Raw genomic sequence first — 16506 nt, forward strand, 5'->3', positions numbered from 1 at the left:
CTCAGTAGAAATAGGCAAGAAATCGGCAGAAAGCTCCCTTGATGGTAGGTGGTTATAAGAGAAAAATGCAACCCATACCTTACCGACTACGACCACCCCGGGAGATCCCATGAACAACTTCATCCTGCACACCCCCACCAAGGTGCTGTTCGGCAAGGGCCAGGTGGCCCAGCTGCGCGGCCAGATCCCCAGCGACGCCCGCATCCTCGTCACCTACGGCGGTGGCAGCGTGGTGCGCAGCGGCCTGCTGGACCAGATCCGCAGCGAGCTGGCCGGCCTGACCCTCTTTGAATTTGGCGGCATCGAGCCCAACCCCACCTACGAGACCCTGATGGGTGCCGTCGAACTGGCCCGCGCCGAGAAGGTCGACTTCCTGCTCGCGGTGGGTGGCGGCTCCGTGCTGGACGGCTCCAAGTTCATCGCCGCGGCCGCTCACTACGATCCGGCCAGGGATCCCTGGCACATCCTCGAGACCGTCGGGGGCGAGGTGGCCTCCGCCATTCCTCTGGGCAGCGTGCTGACCCTGCCGGCCACCGGTTCCGAGATGAACATGGGCGCCGTCATCACCCGCAAGAGCACAGGGGACAAGCAGCACTTCTTCTCGCCCTTCGTGATGCCGCGCTTCGCCGTGCTCGACCCCGTGCTCACCTACACCCTGCCCGCCCGTCAGGTGGCCAATGGGGTGGTGGATGCCTTCATCCACACCCTGGAGCAGTACCTCACCTACCCGGTGGATGCCAAGGTGCAGGATCGCTTCGCAGAAGGGCTGCTGCTGACCCTGGCGGAAGAGGGGCCCAAGGCGCTGGTGGAGCCGGAAAACTACGACGTGCGTGCCAACATCATGTGGAGTGCCACCCTGGCGCTGAACGGCCTGATCGGAGCCGGCGTGCCCCAAGACTGGGCCACCCACATGCTGGGCCACGAGATCACCGCCCTGCACGGTCTGGACCACGCCCAGACCCTGGCGGTGGTGCTGCCCGCCCTGCTGCAGGCCAAGCGCGAGCAGAAGCGCGCCAAGCTGCTGCAATACGCCGAGCGGGTCTGGGATCTGCGCAGCGGCAGTGACGAGGCGCGTATCGACGGTGCCATCGCCGCCACCCGCGATTTCTTCGAGCGGATGGGGATCAAGACCCGGCTGCGGGATTACGTGGCCGACGCCCGGATCGACGCCCTGCTGGCCAAGCTCGAAGAGCACGGCATGACCGCCCTGGGTGAGCACGGCGACATCGACCTGGCCCAGAGCCGGCATATTTATGAGGCGGCCTGGTAAGCAGAGCGCGCCTGAACCGGGCCCAAGGCCCGGTTGCACCAGGGGGGCCCGAACCCGCCAGCAGGCGGGGACGCGGCCCCCTGATCGTTGCAAAATGGTTACTTTTTCCCTTTTCATCTCATCAGATGAGCCAACGGCAGATTTCGTAAGAACAAAAAACGCTAAGGTAGAGGCCGGGTTAAACATTTTTTTTGACTGGTTGGATCACTTTTTTTAGCGCTTTTTGCTGGTATAAGCCCCTAATTTGGTTTGTTTTTTTTAATCATGGTCCGGGATGGGCTGAATTCTGTACCCGCCCGCCCGGGGCCGTGGTTGTAATAAAACTCCAAAATTTGATACTAATCACCCTCGCGCCTGAAAAGCGGGGGCCTGACCGTGACAGGAGGTCGAGGTGAAGCCTGCTGATTTTCATAACAAAGGGCCCGTGACCTGCACTTTGATCATGCCTTGTCCCCTCAGACATGAGAGACTTGGCGATGATTGTTTATTAACCATCAGGGAATAGTCATGCAGATTGGAATACCGAGAGAGAGTCTCGCCGGTGAGACCCGGGTCGCAGCGACCCCGGCCACTGTCGAGCAGCTGAAAAAGCTCGGCTTCGAGGTTGCCATCGAGGCCGGTGCCGGCCTGCGAGCCAGCTTCGATGATGCCGCCTTCGAGGCTGCCGGTGCCAGCGTGGTACCGAACGTCTGGCAAGCCGACCTTGTCTTCAAGGTCAACGCGCCGACCGAGGCCGAAATCGCACAAATTAAGGATGGTGCCACCCTGGTGAGCTTCATCTGGCCCGCCCAGAACCCCGAGCTGGTCAAGAAGCTTTCCGAGCGCAACATCAATGTGATGGCGATGGACATGGTGCCGCGGATCTCCCGTGCCCAGTCCCTCGACGCCCTCTCTTCCATGGCCAACATCGGTGGCTATCGCGCCGTCGTGGAAGCCGCGCACCAGTTCGGTCGCTTCTTCACCGGCCAGATCACCGCCGCCGGTAAAGTACCGCCCGCCAAGGTGCTGGTCATCGGTGCCGGTGTGGCCGGTCTGGCCGCCATCGGGACCGCCGGTTCCCTCGGTGCCATCGTGCGTGCCTTCGATACCCGTCTGGAAGTGGCCGAGCAGATCGAGTCCATGGGTGGGGAATTCCTCAAGCTGGACTTCGGCGGCGAAGATGGCGCTTCCAGCGACGGCTACGCCAAGGTGATGAGCGAAGAGTTCATCAAGGCCGAGATGGAGCTGTTCGCCCAGCAGGCCAAGGAAGTGGACATCATCATCACTACCGCCCTGATCCCGGGCAAGCCGGCACCCAAGCTCATCACCAAGGAAATGGTGGACAGCATGAAGCCGGGCTCCGTCATCGTGGACATGGCGGCCCAGGCCGGCGGCAACTGCGAATACACGGTACCGGGTGAACTGCATGTCACCGACAACGGCGTCAAGGTGATTGGTTACACCGATCTGCCGGGCCGCCTGCCTGCCCAATCCTCCCAGCTCTACGGCACCAACCTGGTGAACCTGATGAAGCTGATGTGCAAGGAAAAGGACGGCAACGTCGCCATCGACTTCGAAGACGTGGTACAGCGCAACATGACGGTGGTCCAGGCCGGTGAAGTGACCTTCCCGCCCCCCGCCATCTCCGTCTCTGCCGCCCCGCAGAAACCCGCTGCCGCCAAACCGGCCGCCAAGAAGGAAGAGGCCAAGCCCTCCAACAAGAAGTTCGTGTTCGGTGCCCTCGGCATCGCCGCCTTCGGTTGGGTGGCCGCCGTGGCGCCTGCCGCCTTCCTCTCCCACTTCACCGTCTTCATCCTGGCCTGCGTGGTCGGTTACTACGTGGTGTGGAACGTCTCTCACGCCCTGCACACGCCGCTGATGTCGGTCACCAATGCCATCTCCGGCATCATCGTGGTCGGTGCGCTGTTGCAGATTGGACAAGGGTCGACCCTGGTCACCGTGCTGGCCTTTGTCGCCGTGCTGATTGCCAGTATCAACATCTTCGGTGGCTTCACCGTCACTCAGCGCATGCTGAAGATGTTCCGTAAGGATTAAGGGGGTTTAACGTGTCTCAAGGACTGGTAACAGCATCCTATATCGTTGCCGCCGTGCTCTTCATCCTCAGTCTCGCGGGACTGTCGAAGCAAGAAACGGCCAAGCATGGCAACCTGTTCGGTATCGCGGGGATGGCCATCGCCCTGCTCGCCACCGTCTTCAACCCGGAAACCAGTGGCGTCCACTGGATCATCCTGGCCATGGCCATCGGTGGCGCCATCGGCGTGCGTCTGGCCCTCAAGGTCGAGATGACCGAGATGCCCGAGCTGGTGGCCGTGCTGCACAGCTTCGTGGGCATGGCAGCGGTGCTGGTGGGCTTCAACAGCTTCATCGATCTGCACCCCTCCGCCCCCGCTGAAGTGGTGGTCTCCGTCGGTTCCAACCTGGATGCGACCCTGGCAGCCGCCCGGGCGGCTTTCGAGCAGGCGGCAAGCGTCGCCCAGGTCGAGCACCTCTCCGGCGCCATGCTGAACATCCACCTGGTGGAAGTGTTCCTGGGCGTCTTCATCGGTGCCGTGACCTTCACCGGTTCCGTGGTGGCGTTCGGCAAGCTGCGTGGCCTCATCTCTTCCAAGCCGCTGATGCTGCCGCACCGCCACAAGCTGAACCTGCTGGCCGTGGTGGTCTCCATCGCGCTGATGATCCACTTCGTCAACGCCGGTGGCTCCACCTTCGCCCTGCTGGTGATGACCCTGATCGCCTTCGCCTTCGGCTGGCACCTGGTCGCCTCCATCGGTGGTGCGGACATGCCGGTGGTGGTCTCCATGCTGAACTCCTACTCCGGTTGGGCGGCAGCGGCGGCGGGCTTCATGCTCTCCAATGACCTGCTGATCGTCACCGGTGCCCTGGTGGGTTCCTCCGGTGCCATCCTCTCCTACATCATGTGCAAGGCGATGAACCGCTCCTTCATCTCCGTGATCGCAGGAGGCTTTGGCTCCGACGGCGTGGCCTCCACCGCCGAGCAGGAGCTGGGCGAATACCGCGAGACCAACGCCGAAGACGTGGCCGACATGCTGAAGAACGCCAGCTCCGTCATCATCACCCCGGGCTACGGCATGGCGGTGGCGCAGGCCCAGTACCCGGTGGCCGAGATCACCCAGAAGCTGCGTGATCGCGGCGTCAAGGTGCGCTTCGGCATCCACCCGGTGGCCGGTCGTCTGCCTGGTCACATGAACGTGCTGCTGGCGGAAGCGAAAGTCCCCTATGACATCGTGCTGGAAATGGACGAGATCAACGATGACTTCGCCGACACCGACGTGGTGCTGGTGATCGGTGCCAACGACACCGTCAACCCGGCCGCCATGGAAGATCCGGGCAGCCCCATCGCCGGCATGCCGGTGCTGGAAGTGTGGAAGGCGCAGAACGTCATCGGCTTCAAGCGCTCCATGAACACTGGCTACGCCGGTGTCCAGAACCCGCTGTTCTTCAAGGAGAACACCCAGATGCTGTTTGGCGATGCCAAGGCCAGCGTCGAGGCCATCCTGAAGGCGCTGTAAGCGTTGACCGGATGAGACAAAAAGGGGGCTTCGGCCCCCTTTTTTTATGACCAGAGTGGATGACCGTGGCAGGGAACAGACAGACGGTGGTGCCTGCCTGTCCGGACTGACTGACGAGCCCTGGCTCAATTAAAGTTGAGCAAAAGCACCAAAAAACCACCTTGAAGGCCTCTCATGGGGCCTTTTTGTCATTTCAGTCGTGATTTTGCTCACATTTTGTGGTGTTGTCTCACCAGTCGGGCATAATGCCCGCGCAAAAAGCGGATTTGCTCAATTTTATTTGAGTCCGCTTCGAATATCCTTACCCAACGTTGACCGGATGACCCCATGACCGAGGTAGCTCCCTTGCGCGACGCCAGCACACTGACCGATGAAGAGCGCCATCTGATCGCCAGCTTCGAGCCTGCGGTGGCGGCGCTGTCCGCCCTGTTTGGCCCGGGCTGCGAGGTGGTGCTGCACGCCTTTGACAGCCTGCACGCCTCCGTTATCAAGATTGCCAACGGCCACATCACCGGCCGCCAGGAGGGAGCGCCGGTCACCGACTTCGCGCTCGACAAGTTGCACAGTGCCGCCGGCAGCCAGTGGAGCAGTTATTTCTCCCGCACCCGGGAGGGCTCCCTGATGAAGTCCTCGTCCATCACCATCAGCAACCGCGAGGGCAAACCCATCGGCATGCTGTGCGTGAATTTCAGCCTGGACACGCCCCTTGGCAGCCTGCTCGACACCTTTGCTCCGCCCGCAGTGCCCCCTGCCCACGGCACCGAGACCTTCGCCAGCTCGGTGGATGATCTGGTGGCGCAGGTGATCGCCAAGGTGGACAGGGATCCCGGGCTGGGCAGCAGCGTGCGCAACAAGGCGATCGTGCACCGGCTCTACGACATGGGCATCTTCGAGATCAAGGATGCCGCCCAACTGGTGGCCGAGCTGCTCGGCATCTCCCGCCATACCGTTTACCTGCATATCCGCAATCACAAGGCGGAACTGGCCGAACAACAATGACGAGCCCGCACGCGGGCGTCATGAACATGAGACACATCGCAATGAACGCACAATGGACCGACTTTATTACCCTGCTCAAGCGTGAAGTGGTGCCAGCCCTCGGCTGCACCGAGCCCATGTCGGTCGCCCTGGCGGCGGCCAACTGCCGCAAGCTGCTGGGGCAGGTACCGACTCGCACCCGCGTCTGGGTCAGCGGCAATCTGTTCAAGAACGGCATGGGGGTCGGCGTGCCCGGCACCGGCATGATCGGCCTGCCGGTGGCCGCCGCCGTCGGCATCACCGGTGGCAACCCGGATGCCGGGCTGGAGGTGCTCAAGAGCCTCACGCCGGATCAGGTCGAGGCGGCCAAGGGGCTGCTGCCCACCATAGAGGTGGATGTGAAGGATGTGCCCGACGTGCTCTACGCCGAGGTGCTGGCCGAAGTGGAGGGGCACAGCGCCCGGGTGGTGATCTGTACCGACCACACCCGCATCGTGCTGATGGAGAAGGATGGCGAGGTGTTGATGGTGCAGGACAGCGCCCCCGGAGTGCAGATCCAGCCAGCCAAGGCCGACAAGCCCGCCATGACCCTGAAGGAGATCGTGGCCTTCGCCCTGGAGGTGCCGCTGGCCGAGATCGACTTCATCCGCGAGGCGGCCACCATGAACCAGGCGCTGGCGGACGAAGGGCTGCAGGGCTATGGCCTGCGTATCGGCAAGATCCTCACCGACCAGGTGGAACGCAAGCTGCTTTCCGACGATCTGATGACCCTGGCCATGCGCCTGTCGTCTGCCGCCTCCGATGCGCGGATGGATGGCGCCATGCTGCCCGCCATGTCCAACTCCGGTTCCGGCAACCAGGGCATTGCCGCCACCATGCCGGTGGTCGCCGCCGCCCGCTTCCTCAAGGCCGATGACGAGCAGCTGGCCCGTGCCCTGGTGATGAGCCACCTGGTGGCCATCTACATCAAGGCCTACCAGAACAAGCTCTCCGCCCTGTGTGCCGCCAGTACCGCCGCCATGGGATCGGGGGCCGCCATCACCTGGCTGCTGGGGGGCCAGTTCGAGCAGATCAGCCACTGCATCAACAACATGATTGGGGATGTTTCCGGCATCATCTGCGACGGCGCCGGCAGCGCCTGCTCCATGAAGGTCTCCACCTCCACCTCGGCGGCGGTGAAATCCTCGCTGATGGCCATCAACAACCTGCGCGTGCCCCAGAGCGAGGGGATCGTCTCGGACGATGTGGACCAGACCATCGCCAACCTGGGTCGCCTCTCCAGGGAGGGGATGCTGGATACCGACATCGAGATCATCAACATCATGCGGGCCAAGCAGCAGGGTAAGCACCAGTGACCCCGGAGTGCCGCCGTCGGCCATAAAAAAACCGGAGCCAGTGGCTCCGGTTTTTCATTGTCCGTTCGCGACTCAGCCGCGACCGAGACGGTTGTCCGGGTAGTTCTTGGCCAACACTTCGCGGGCATGCTGGGCCAGGGTCGGCATCTTCAGGGTGTCATAGGCGTTGACCATGATTTCCAGTGCCTTCTCGGTTTCCACCGTGTCGGGATAGGTCTCGACGATCAGCTTGGCGCGGTTGGCGGCGGCGATCAGGGCGTCACGCTTGACGTAGTACTCGGCTACCCCCAGGTCATAGCGGGCAAGACGGTTCTTCAGGCCGATCATGCGGGCACGGGCATCGGCTGCATAGCTGCTGTTGGGGTAGTTCTGCAGCAGGGTCTTGAAGTCCTGGAAGGCCTGACGGGCGTAGGAGGGGTCCTTGTCATCCCGATTGATGCCGAGGAAATCCTGGAAGAAGTTGTAATCCGCCGCCATGTTGGTCAGGCCGCGCATATAGAAGACGTAATCGATGTTCTTGTGCGCCGGGTTCAGGCGGATAAAACGGTCGATGTTGGCGATCGCCTGGGCGGTATCATCCTGCTTGTAGTAGGCATAGATCAGATCGAGCTGAACCTGGTTGGAGTAGGCACCGAACGGGTAACGAGAGTCCAGCGCTTCCAGCAGTTCGATGGCATTGAGGTAGTTGCCGGTATCCAGTTTGATGCGGGCTTTCTGGTACAGAACTTCCGGCGGTTCGTCGGGAACCTTGGGTTTGGTGCTGGAACAGCCAGTGATCAGAGTAGCGACCAAGGCGAGCGACATCAGCAGGTGAGACTTCTTTCCCATCAACAACATCCGGTCCATTTCCACGAAATTGGCAAAGTATCCGTTATGCTTGGCTAAAAGAAAAGCTAGAATACCCGGATTATTTCGAATTGATACCCCCGCTCAAGAGACCATACATGAGCCAGCATATTGAACTGACAGGCGAATTTCAGGATCACCAATTCGGGCAACGACTCGACCAGGCCCTGGCCGAATTGTTTCCCGACTACTCCCGGACCCGCATCAAGGAGTGGATTTTACAGGGCAGAGTGACCCTGGACGGTCAGGTTGCCAATACCCCGCGCGAGAAAGTGGTGGCCGGGCAGCAGGTACATGTGAATGTGGAACTGGCAGACGACACCCGCTGGGATGCCCAGAACATCGAGCTGAACATCGTTTATGAAGATGAACACATCCTGGTGATCGACAAGCCGGCCGGCCTGGTGGTTCACCCGGGCGCCGGTACGCCGGACGGCACCGTGCTCAACGCCCTGCTGCACCGCTACCCCGGCATCGCCGAGGTCCCCCGCGCCGGTATCGTGCACCGTCTGGACAAAGACACCACGGGGTTGATGGTGGTGGCCAAGACCATTCCCGCCCAGACCCACCTGGTGGAAGCCCTGCAGGCACGCCAGATCACCCGTGAGTACGAGGCGATTGCCATCGGTCACATGACCGCCGGCGGCACCGTCGATGCCCCCATCGGTCGTCACCCGACCCAGCGTACCCACATGGCCGTGGTGCCCAACGGGCGCGAGTCCGTCACCCACTACCGGGTGCACGAGAAGTTCCGTGGGCACACCCGTCTGCGGTTGCGGCTGGAGACCGGTCGTACGCACCAGATCCGTGTCCACATGGCCCACATCAAGCATCCGCTGGTGGGGGATCCCGCCTACGGCGGTCGTCTGCGTCTGCTGCGCAACGCCACCCCCGAACTGACGGAGGCCCTGCGCGGTTTCCACCGTCAGGCGCTGCACGCCACCATGCTGAAGCTGGCGCACCCCATCACGGGTGAAGTGATGGAGTGGCACTCCCCCACGCCGCAGGATATGGTGGCGCTGATGGAAGTGCTGCGGGCGGATACCCTGGCCAATCCGGACGATCTGGTCTGGAACTGATCCCGAGGGCGGCCTTGCGACGATTCCTGCCGTAACCTGCCCTCCATGATCTGATGCGGGGCCCCTTGACTGGTTGCAGCCAAGGGGCCCCGTTTTCATATGAACGAAAGGAGCCACAGATGAACTGGATCGCACCCGACTGGCCCGCACCGGGCAATGTCAGGGCTCTCTCGACCACCCGTGACGGCGGTATCAGCGAAGGGGTCTTTGCCGGCCTGAACCTCGGGGCCCATGTGGGCGATGAACCGGCCAGGGTCGAGGCCAACCGCGCCCGGCTGCAGCAGGTGGCGGGGATCCCCGGCACTCTCAACTGGCTCAACCAGGTACATGGTATCGCCGTCCATCCGGTGAGCGACCGTTATGAGCGCGCACCGGATGCCGATGCCGCCTGTGCTCATGAGGCGGGGCAGGCCTGCATCGTGATGACCGCCGACTGCCTGCCGGTGCTGTTCTGCGATCGGGCAGGCACCGTAGTGGCGGCGGCCCATGCCGGTTGGCGCGGACTGCAGGGGGGCGTATTGGAGGCAAGCATCGCCGCCATGGGCTGCGCGCCTGGCGAGATCCTGGCCTGGCTGGGCCCGGCCATCGGTCCCGCTGCGTTCGAAGTGGGTGGCGAAGTGCGCGAGGCCTTCATGGCGGAGCAGGCTGAAGCGGCGACTGCATTCGTGCCATCCCTTAACGAAGGGAAATGGTTGGCGGATATCTACCAGCTGGCCCGACTGCGCCTCGCCCGCGCCGGCGTCACCGCCATCTATGGCGGCGAATACTGCACTTTCAGCGACAGCGAGCGCTTCTACTCCTATCGCCGCGACGGGCAGACGGGTCGCATGGCCTCCCTTGTATGGCTGGAAAAATAGTCGACGAGGCGCTCGCGAGTGGCCGCAAGCGCCTCTTCACTCCCTGGTGATGGCCCTCCGGTGGCTATGTCTTGCTGCCGAGCAGGCTCAGGGTGCAGGCTGCCATTGCGAGGTCGTTTTCCCTCGGTCACCGCTATTGAGGAAAAAATAAACAGCCACCCCTTGAAATTGCCCTTCAAGACCACATCTTCCTTGTCAGAAAGCGATGTTGTTGCCGCGCATGCGGCGTCTGTCTTGAAGGGGGAGTGCAATGCGCCTCGATCGCCTGACCAGCAAATTCCAGATTGCCATTTCCGATGCCCAGTCTCTTGCACTGGGTCGTGACCACCAATTCATCGAACCCGTCCATCTGATGAGCGCCTTGCTCAATCAGGACGGCGGATCCATTCGTCCGCTGCTCACCTTGACCGGGCTCGACATCAATACCCTGCGCTCGCGCCTCGGCGAGGAGCTGGATCGCCTGCCCCGCGTCAGCGGGGTGGAAGGGGATGTACAGCTCTCCAACGGCCTCGGCCGCCTGCTCAACGTCTGCGACAAGCTGGCCCAGCAGCGCAAGGATCAGTTCATCTCGTCCGAGCTGTTCGTGCTGGCGGCCCTGGACGAGAAGGGGACGCTGGGCGAGCTGCTGCGTGCCCAGGGGCTGACCAAGGAAAAACTCGAGGCAGCCATCGACAAGGTCCGTGGCGGCAAGAAGGTGGAGGATGCCAACGCCGAGGAGAATCGCCAGGCACTGGAGAAGTACACCATCGATCTCACCGAGCGGGCCGAACTCGGCAAGCTCGACCCGGTGATCGGCCGGGATGACGAAATTCGCCGCACCATCCAGGTGCTGCAACGCCGCACCAAGAACAACCCGGTGCTGATCGGTGCCCCTGGCGTCGGCAAGACCGCCATCGTCGAGGGGTTGGCCCAGCGCATCATCAATGGCGAAGTGCCGGAAGGGCTCAAGAACAAGCGGGTGCTCTCCCTGGACATGGGGGCCCTGGTGGCCGGAGCCAAGTATCGCGGCGAGTTCGAGGAGCGGCTCAAGGCGGTACTGAACGATCTGGCCAAGGAGGAGGGCAGCGTCATCCTCTTCGTGGACGAGCTGCACACCATGGTCGGTGCCGGCAAGGGCGAGGGTGCCATGGATGCGGGCAACATGCTCAAGCCCGCCCTGGCCCGCGGCGAATTGCACTGCGTCGGGGCCACCACCCTCGATGAGTACAGGCAGTACGTGGAGAAGGATGCCGCGCTGGAGCGCCGTTTCCAGAAGGTGCTGGTGGAGGAGCCCTCGGTGGAGGACACCATCGCCATCCTGCGTGGCCTGAAGGAGCGCTACGAGCTGCACCACCATGTGCAGATCACCGACCCCGCCATCGTCGCGGCGGCCCAGCTCTCCCACCGCTACATCGCGGATCGCCAGCTGCCTGACAAGGCCATCGACCTTATCGACGAGGCGGCGGCCAGCATCCGGCTCCAGATCGACTCCAAGCCGGAATCCCTGGACCGGCTCGAGCGGCGCATCATCCAGCTCAAGCTGGAGCAGCAGGCGCTGATGAAGGAGGACGATGACGCCAGCCGCAAGCGCCTCGATCTGCTCAATCAGGAGCTGACGGAAAAAGAGCGGGAATACAACGAGCTGGAAGAGGTGTGGAAGGCCGAGAAGGCTGCCCTCGCCGGGACTCAGCACATCAAGGCGGCGCTGGAGCAGGCCCGTCAGGATCTCGAGGTGGCGCGCCGCGCAGGGGACTTGGGCCGCATGTCCGAGCTGCAGTACGGCCGCATCCCTGAACTGGAGAAACAGCTGGATCTCGCCACCCAGGCCGAGATGCAGGAGACCAGCCTGCTGCGCAACCGGGTCACCGACGTGGAGATCGCCGACGTCCTGGCCCGCTGGACCGGCATTCCGGTGGCCCGCATGCTGGAAGGGGAACGGGAGAAGTTGCTGCGGATGGAGGATCAGCTGCACAGTCGGGTGATCGGCCAGGAAGAGGCGGTGGACGCCGTCTCCAACGCCATTCGCCGCTCTCGTGCCGGGCTGTCCGACCCGAACCGCCCCATCGGCTCCTTCCTCTTCCTCGGCCCCACCGGGGTGGGCAAGACCGAGCTGTGCAAGGCGCTGGCGGAGTTCCTGTTCGATACCCAGGACGCCATGGTGCGGATCGACATGTCCGAGTTCATGGAGAAACACAGCGTGGCCCGTCTGGTGGGGGCGCCTCCGGGATACGTGGGTTACGAGGAAGGGGGGTATCTCACCGAGGCGGTGCGCCGTCGCCCCTACTCGGTGATCCTGCTGGACGAGGTGGAGAAGGCGCATCCCGATGTCTTCAACATCCTGCTGCAGGTGCTGGACGATGGCCGCCTGACCGACGGTCAGGGGCGTACCGTGGACTTCCGCAACACCGTAGTGATCATGACCTCCAACCTCGGGTCTGATCTCATCCAGGAGCACCACTCCGAGAAGGATTACGACGAGATGAAGGCCATGCTGATGGAGGTGCTTACCCGCAGTTTCCGGCCGGAATTCATCAACCGGATCGACGAGACCGTGGTGTTCCACCCCCTCGGTGAGGAGCACATCAAGTCCATCGCCCGCATCCAGCTCAAGAGCCTGATGAGCCGTCTGGAGTCCCAGGGCTTCGAGGTGGAGGTGAGCGAGGAGCTGCTGACCAAGCTGGTTCATGCCGGGTTCGATCCCGTCTACGGGGCGCGTCCCCTCAAGCGGGCGATCCAGCAGAAGGTGGAGAACCCGCTGGCCCAGGCCCTGCTCAGCGGTCGGGTCATCCCGGGCAAGACACTGCGGCTGGGGGCCGACAGCAACGGCCTCACCATGACCCAGTAATGGGATTGTCGATGAAAAACGCAGGCCTCGTGCCTGCGTTTTGTTTTCTGAGGGATTGAGATGCTGAAGTTTTCCGTGCTGGTGGATGACGACGTTCATCTGCCTGGCTGTCTGCCCGAGCGAGGGTTGGCGCTGCTGCTGGAGTGTGACGGCCTCAGGGTGCTGTTCGACAGCGGCCGTGGCCGGGCGCTGTGCCACAACGCCGCCGTGATGGGGATCGATCTCGCCTCTCTCACCCATGTGGTGCTCTCTCACGGTCATTACGACCATGTGGGCGGGGTCGGCTCGCTGCCCGCCTATCCAAGACCCATCCCGCTCATAGCCTGTCCAGACGTGTTCTGCGAGCGGGGATACTTCCTGTCGCTGCCCTTCTGGCGGCGCAACCTCTATCGCCTGTCGGGGGCGCTGGCTCGGGAGTCGCTGTCGGCCAGAGGCTTGCTTCCCCACTGCTCGTCCGAGCCGGTGTGGCTCTCGGATCGTCTGGTGTTCCTCGGCAGCATTGTGCGGCGCGACCGGGCTGCGCCTTCGCTGCTCGGCTACATAGTGCGGGGCGGGCGGGTGGAGAAAGACCTCATCAGCGACGACTCGGCGCTGGCCTACAAGAGCGAGCAGGGGCTCATCGTCTTTATCGGCTGCGGTCACGCCGGGGCCGAGAACATCATCGAGTGGGCCAAGGAGGTGTGTGGCGACGAGCGGATCCACGCCGTCATCGGCGGCCTGCACCTGAAGTTTTCCGGCCCAGAGCGGGCGGTGACGCTCGGAGCCTATCTGCAGGAAGAGGCGGTGGAGCGGTTGTTTGCCTGCCACTGCACCGGCAGCAGAAAGGCGGGACTGCCGCGCCAGCACCAGATCGTGGCGGGTTTTGAGCACAGTTTTTCGGCGTAAAAAAAACGGCAATCCGAAGATTGCCGGGAGGAATGTATTCGATGCGATCTGACGTGGGTTGAGCGGATCGCAGGGGCAAGCCCCAGGGTAGGCAGGCACAGTCAGCGACCATGCCCGCCTTACAGTCAGTCGGGATACGCTCTCCACCCCGGCTGACCAGCTTCGCTATCGCGTCTGTCCCGCGCCGTGTTGCCGCGATAGGAGGACAGATGCAATCAAATCAATTCGTTACAGCATGCCTGGGATGGCAGCCTTCATTTCAGATGGCCAGACGCCGACCTGGACCTGACCGATGTGCTCTTTTTGCAGCAGCAGCATGGCCAGACGGGATTGGCCGATGCCGCCGCCGATGGTTTGCGGCATGCGTGCTGCCAGCAGATCCTGGTGCCAGTCGTACTGCAGGCGATCCTCATCGCCAGTAATGGCGAGCTGGCGGCGCAGGGCCTCTGCGTCCACCCGGATCCCCATGGAGGAGATCTCGAAGCTGTCTTCCAGCACCGGGTTCCACACCAGGATGTCACCGTTCAGACCCGCCAGCCCCAGCTCACTCTCGCTGCTCCAGTCGTCGTAGTCCGGGGCACGGACGTCGTGGCGTTCGCCGTGGGAGAGGGCGCCACCGATGCCGATGAGGAAGACCGCCCCCAGCTCTTTGGCGATGGCGCGCTCGCGTCCCTTGGCATCGAGGTCCGGGTAGCGGGTCAGCAGCTCTTCACTGTGCAGGAACTGAATATCCGCCGGCAGGAAGGGGGTCAGGTCGTGCTCGGCACAGACCGCGCGCTCGGTGGCCTTGATGGCGGCCCAGATGCCGCGCACCGTCTCCTGCAGATAGGCCAGATCCCGGCGCTCGCCCGGCATCACCTTCTCCCAGTCCCACTGGTCGACGTAGACGGAGTGAATGGGGCTGAGACGTTCCTCGTCCGGACGCAGTGCCTTCATGTGGGTGTAGATGCCTTCACCCGGGCCGAAACCGAAGCGACCCAGAGTCTGGCGCTTCCACTTGGCCAGGGAGTGGACCACTTCATAGCTGTGCTCCGGCAGGGTTTTCACCTTGACCTGCACTGCATGCTCGCAGCCGGAGAGGTTGTCCTGGGTGCCGTCACCGACCCGGCTCAGAATGGGGGCTTGTACCTCCATCAGGCCGAGTTGCAGTGCGAGTTGGCGGGAGAACATCTCTTTGACGAAGCTGATCTGCTGTTGGCTGCGGATGTAGTGCTGTTTCATGCTGAATTACCTGTCGTGAATCCGTTGAATGCGGTGATTCTTCAACAGAATGCCAACTAAATTCAATATTCGATAATTGAAATAGGCTTTGTGTGTTTTTTTCTTCAAAATAAGCCATCAATTAATGATGAATCATTAAAAGGAGAGCAAAAAAGTGTCAGAAAATTATCGGATCGATAATCTCGATCAGGCCATCCTCACCGCCCTGATGGAGAATGCGCGCCTGCCTTACGCCGAGCTGGCCAAACAACTGCTGGTGAGCCCGGGCACCATCCACGTGCGGGTTGAGAAGATGAAGCAGGCGGGCATCATCGAGGGAACGCGGGTGCAGGTGAACCCCAAGAAGCTGGGCTACGACGTCTGCTGCTTCATCGGGATCAACCTCAAGAGCGCCAAGGATTACCCGTCGGCCCTGGCCAAACTGCAGGCGCTGGACGAGGTGGTGGAGGCCTACTACACCACCGGCCACTACAGCATCTTCATGAAGGTGATGACCCGCTCCATCGACGAGTTGCAGACGGTACTGATCCACAAGATCCAGACCATCGACGAGATCCAGTCCACCGAGACGCTGATTTCGCTGCAAAACCCGATCCTGCGGGATGTGAAGCCTTGAGTCGGGTGGTCTGAGGGGGGCGTAGAGATCCCTCTCCCGTGATAGCCCCTGTTCGCGCAGCAGAATTCGACCCTGCGGGAGATGACACCCTGAACGGTGGATCAGGGTTCGATATAGGGGATGCCGTATTTGTCGTAGAGGGCCTTGAGCCGGCCGTCCCGCTTCATGTGCAGCAGTTCGGCATCATAGGCGGCCATCAGGGCCGGGGTGTCGGCATCGGCCCGGGAACGGGTCCAGACATTGAAGTAGGGGCTGGTCTTGAGGGGTTTTGGCAGGTAGTCGAGCTTGCCTTCCAGTCCCTCCTCTCTTATCTGGGTGAAGGCGGTGACCAGGGACATGGGTACCACGTCGATGCGACCGGCGATGAGTTTGCGCAGTTGCAGCTGGTTGATGGGGATCTCCTGGAAGTGATAGCTCGGGTCTGTCATGGCCGCCGCGAGCTCGGAGGTATAGGAGAAATCCCGGGTGACACCGATACGCCAGGGTTTGAGATCCGTCAGATGGTCATAATGGATCCGGCCTGCGGACTCCTTGCGTATGAAGAAGTGCCAGCTATGGAGCATATGGGCCTGTTTGGGGTAGAGCAGATAGGCTTCCCGCTCCGGTTTGTAGGAGTGGGTCAGCAGCAGGTCATAGAAGCCGCTTTCGGCATTGCGGGTGAGCCTGGCTCCCGAATCGATGAGCTCAATCCTGATGGGGGTATGGAGCGTGCCGAAGATGGCGGTGACGAGATCCACATCCAACCCGCGAGGGTGTCCCTGTGCATCCAGCCACTTGAGAGGGGGCTCCAGGATGCCACCAATGACCAGCTCCCTGGCTGACAGCCAGCAGGGCAGCAGCAAGCAGAATACGAGCAAGCGTCGCACGTTACATCTCCTGAGCACTCGGGACGGGGTCGCATCCGGCAGGGACTGTGACCGGCACCTATCTAACTAGAGACGACCACGGATGGCAAACCCTGAAATGGGGAGGGGACAAACGAACGGTGCAGGTGGGAGGAGGGCGGGCTGCCTCGACAGGCCGCCCCGTGGCAGAGTCGGGCGGG

The 16506-nt window shown here is 62.4% G+C and carries 13 protein-coding genes; 10 read left to right on the forward strand and 3 right to left on the reverse strand.

Going from position 1 to position 16506, the window contains the following annotated elements; all coding sequences use genetic code 11:
- Positions 1-109: 109 nt before the first annotated feature.
- The 5 genes from yqhD to AB5Y53_RS12430 all read left to right on the forward strand — a co-directional run bounded on the left by yqhD (position 110) and on the right by AB5Y53_RS12430 (position 7133).
- On the forward strand, positions 110-1270 hold the full coding sequence (gene yqhD, locus AB5Y53_RS12410) for an alcohol dehydrogenase (protein ID WP_025202522.1): 1161 nt from the start codon (positions 110-112) through the stop codon (positions 1268-1270).
- Positions 1271-1777: 507 nt separating this feature from the next.
- Positions 1778-3304, forward strand: a complete 1527-nt coding sequence (locus AB5Y53_RS12415) for a Re/Si-specific NAD(P)(+) transhydrogenase subunit alpha (protein ID WP_010675996.1) — start codon at positions 1778-1780, stop codon at positions 3302-3304.
- Between the two features lie 11 nt (positions 3305-3315).
- Positions 3316-4800 (forward strand): Re/Si-specific NAD(P)(+) transhydrogenase subunit beta, encoded by a 1485-nt coding sequence (gene pntB, locus AB5Y53_RS12420; protein WP_010675995.1) that lies wholly within the window; start codon positions 3316-3318, stop codon positions 4798-4800.
- 327 nt (positions 4801-5127) lie between these two features.
- The gene (locus tag AB5Y53_RS12425) at positions 5128-5799 is read left to right on the forward strand and encodes a transcriptional regulator (RefSeq protein ID WP_124245163.1); all 672 of its coding nucleotides are present in this window, start codon (positions 5128-5130) and stop codon (positions 5797-5799) included.
- Positions 5800-5825: 26 nt separating this feature from the next.
- Positions 5826-7133, forward strand: a complete 1308-nt coding sequence (locus AB5Y53_RS12430; protein WP_041215805.1) for a serine dehydratase subunit alpha family protein — start codon at positions 5826-5828, stop codon at positions 7131-7133.
- Between the two features lie 72 nt (positions 7134-7205).
- Here the strand turns inward: AB5Y53_RS12430 and AB5Y53_RS12435 are convergent, their stop codons facing one another.
- On the reverse strand, positions 7206-7961 hold the full coding sequence (locus AB5Y53_RS12435) for an outer membrane protein assembly factor BamD (RefSeq protein ID WP_039039695.1): 756 nt from the start codon (positions 7959-7961) through the stop codon (positions 7206-7208).
- Between the two features lie 116 nt (positions 7962-8077).
- Here AB5Y53_RS12435 and rluD point away from each other — a divergent pair, with 116 nt between their 5' ends.
- The 4 genes from rluD to AB5Y53_RS12455 all read left to right on the forward strand — a co-directional run bounded on the left by rluD (position 8078) and on the right by AB5Y53_RS12455 (position 13624).
- Positions 8078-9058 carry a 23S rRNA pseudouridine(1911/1915/1917) synthase RluD gene (gene rluD / locus AB5Y53_RS12440; RefSeq protein WP_368182182.1) on the forward strand — a complete coding sequence of 327 codons (981 nt, stop codon included), beginning with the start codon at positions 8078-8080 and terminating at the stop codon, positions 9056-9058.
- Positions 9059-9177: 119 nt separating this feature from the next.
- Entirely contained in the window at positions 9178-9915 is a 738-nt protein-coding gene (gene pgeF, locus AB5Y53_RS12445; protein WP_368182184.1) for a peptidoglycan editing factor PgeF, read from the forward strand.
- A gap of 250 nt (positions 9916-10165) precedes the next feature.
- A complete protein-coding gene (clpB, locus tag AB5Y53_RS12450; protein WP_039039623.1) occupies positions 10166-12739 on the forward strand; it encodes an ATP-dependent chaperone ClpB in 2574 nt (857 codons plus the stop codon).
- 60 nt (positions 12740-12799) lie between these two features.
- A complete protein-coding gene (locus tag AB5Y53_RS12455) occupies positions 12800-13624 on the forward strand; it encodes an MBL fold metallo-hydrolase (RefSeq protein WP_368182185.1) in 825 nt (274 codons plus the stop codon).
- 228 nt (positions 13625-13852) lie between these two features.
- Here AB5Y53_RS12455 and asnA read toward each other — a convergent pair whose 3' ends face one another.
- Positions 13853-14845, reverse strand: a complete 993-nt coding sequence (gene asnA / locus AB5Y53_RS12460) for an aspartate--ammonia ligase (RefSeq protein ID WP_182956349.1) — start codon at positions 14843-14845, stop codon at positions 13853-13855.
- Positions 14846-14999: 154 nt separating this feature from the next.
- Between asnA and asnC the strand changes: the two genes are divergently transcribed.
- Positions 15000-15461 carry a transcriptional regulator AsnC gene (gene asnC / locus AB5Y53_RS12465; RefSeq protein WP_010675986.1) on the forward strand — a complete coding sequence of 154 codons (462 nt, stop codon included), beginning with the start codon at positions 15000-15002 and terminating at the stop codon, positions 15459-15461.
- 101 nt (positions 15462-15562) lie between these two features.
- On the opposite strand, the gene AB5Y53_RS12470 is transcribed toward asnC, so the two are convergent.
- Positions 15563-16327: a substrate-binding periplasmic protein gene (locus AB5Y53_RS12470; RefSeq protein ID WP_368182187.1), complete on the reverse strand. Its 765-nt coding sequence runs from the start codon at positions 16325-16327 to the stop codon at positions 15563-15565.
- Between the last annotated feature and the right edge of the window lie 179 nt (positions 16328-16506).

The organism is Aeromonas sp. R7-5 (assembly GCF_040908015.1).
In the GTDB taxonomy this organism is placed as follows: domain Bacteria; phylum Pseudomonadota; class Gammaproteobacteria; order Enterobacterales; family Aeromonadaceae; genus Aeromonas; species Aeromonas caviae.

Bases quoted from the DNA above. Each gene is read 5' to 3' on its own strand.
- yqhD (WP_025202522.1), top strand. From the start codon at position 110: ATGAACAACTTCATCCTGCACACCCCCACCAAGGTGCTGTTCGGCAAG.
- AB5Y53_RS12415 (WP_010675996.1), top strand. From the start codon at position 1,778: ATGCAGATTGGAATACCGAGAGAGAGTCTCGCCGGTGAGACCCGGGTC.
- AB5Y53_RS12425 (WP_124245163.1), top strand. From the start codon at position 5,128: ATGACCGAGGTAGCTCCCTTGCGCGACGCCAGCACACTGACCGATGAA.
- AB5Y53_RS12430 (WP_041215805.1), top strand. From the start codon at position 5,826: ATGAGACACATCGCAATGAACGCACAATGGACCGACTTTATTACCCTG.
- AB5Y53_RS12435 (WP_039039695.1), bottom strand. From the start codon at position 7,961: ATGGGAAAGAAGTCTCACCTGCTGATGTCGCTCGCCTTGGTCGCTACT.
- rluD (WP_368182182.1), top strand. From the start codon at position 8,078: ATGAGCCAGCATATTGAACTGACAGGCGAATTTCAGGATCACCAATTC.
- pgeF (WP_368182184.1), top strand. From the start codon at position 9,178: ATGAACTGGATCGCACCCGACTGGCCCGCACCGGGCAATGTCAGGGCT.
- clpB (WP_039039623.1), top strand. From the start codon at position 10,166: ATGCGCCTCGATCGCCTGACCAGCAAATTCCAGATTGCCATTTCCGAT.
- AB5Y53_RS12455 (WP_368182185.1), top strand. From the start codon at position 12,800: ATGCTGAAGTTTTCCGTGCTGGTGGATGACGACGTTCATCTGCCTGGC.
- asnA (WP_182956349.1), bottom strand. From the start codon at position 14,845: ATGAAACAGCACTACATCCGCAGCCAACAGCAGATCAGCTTCGTCAAA.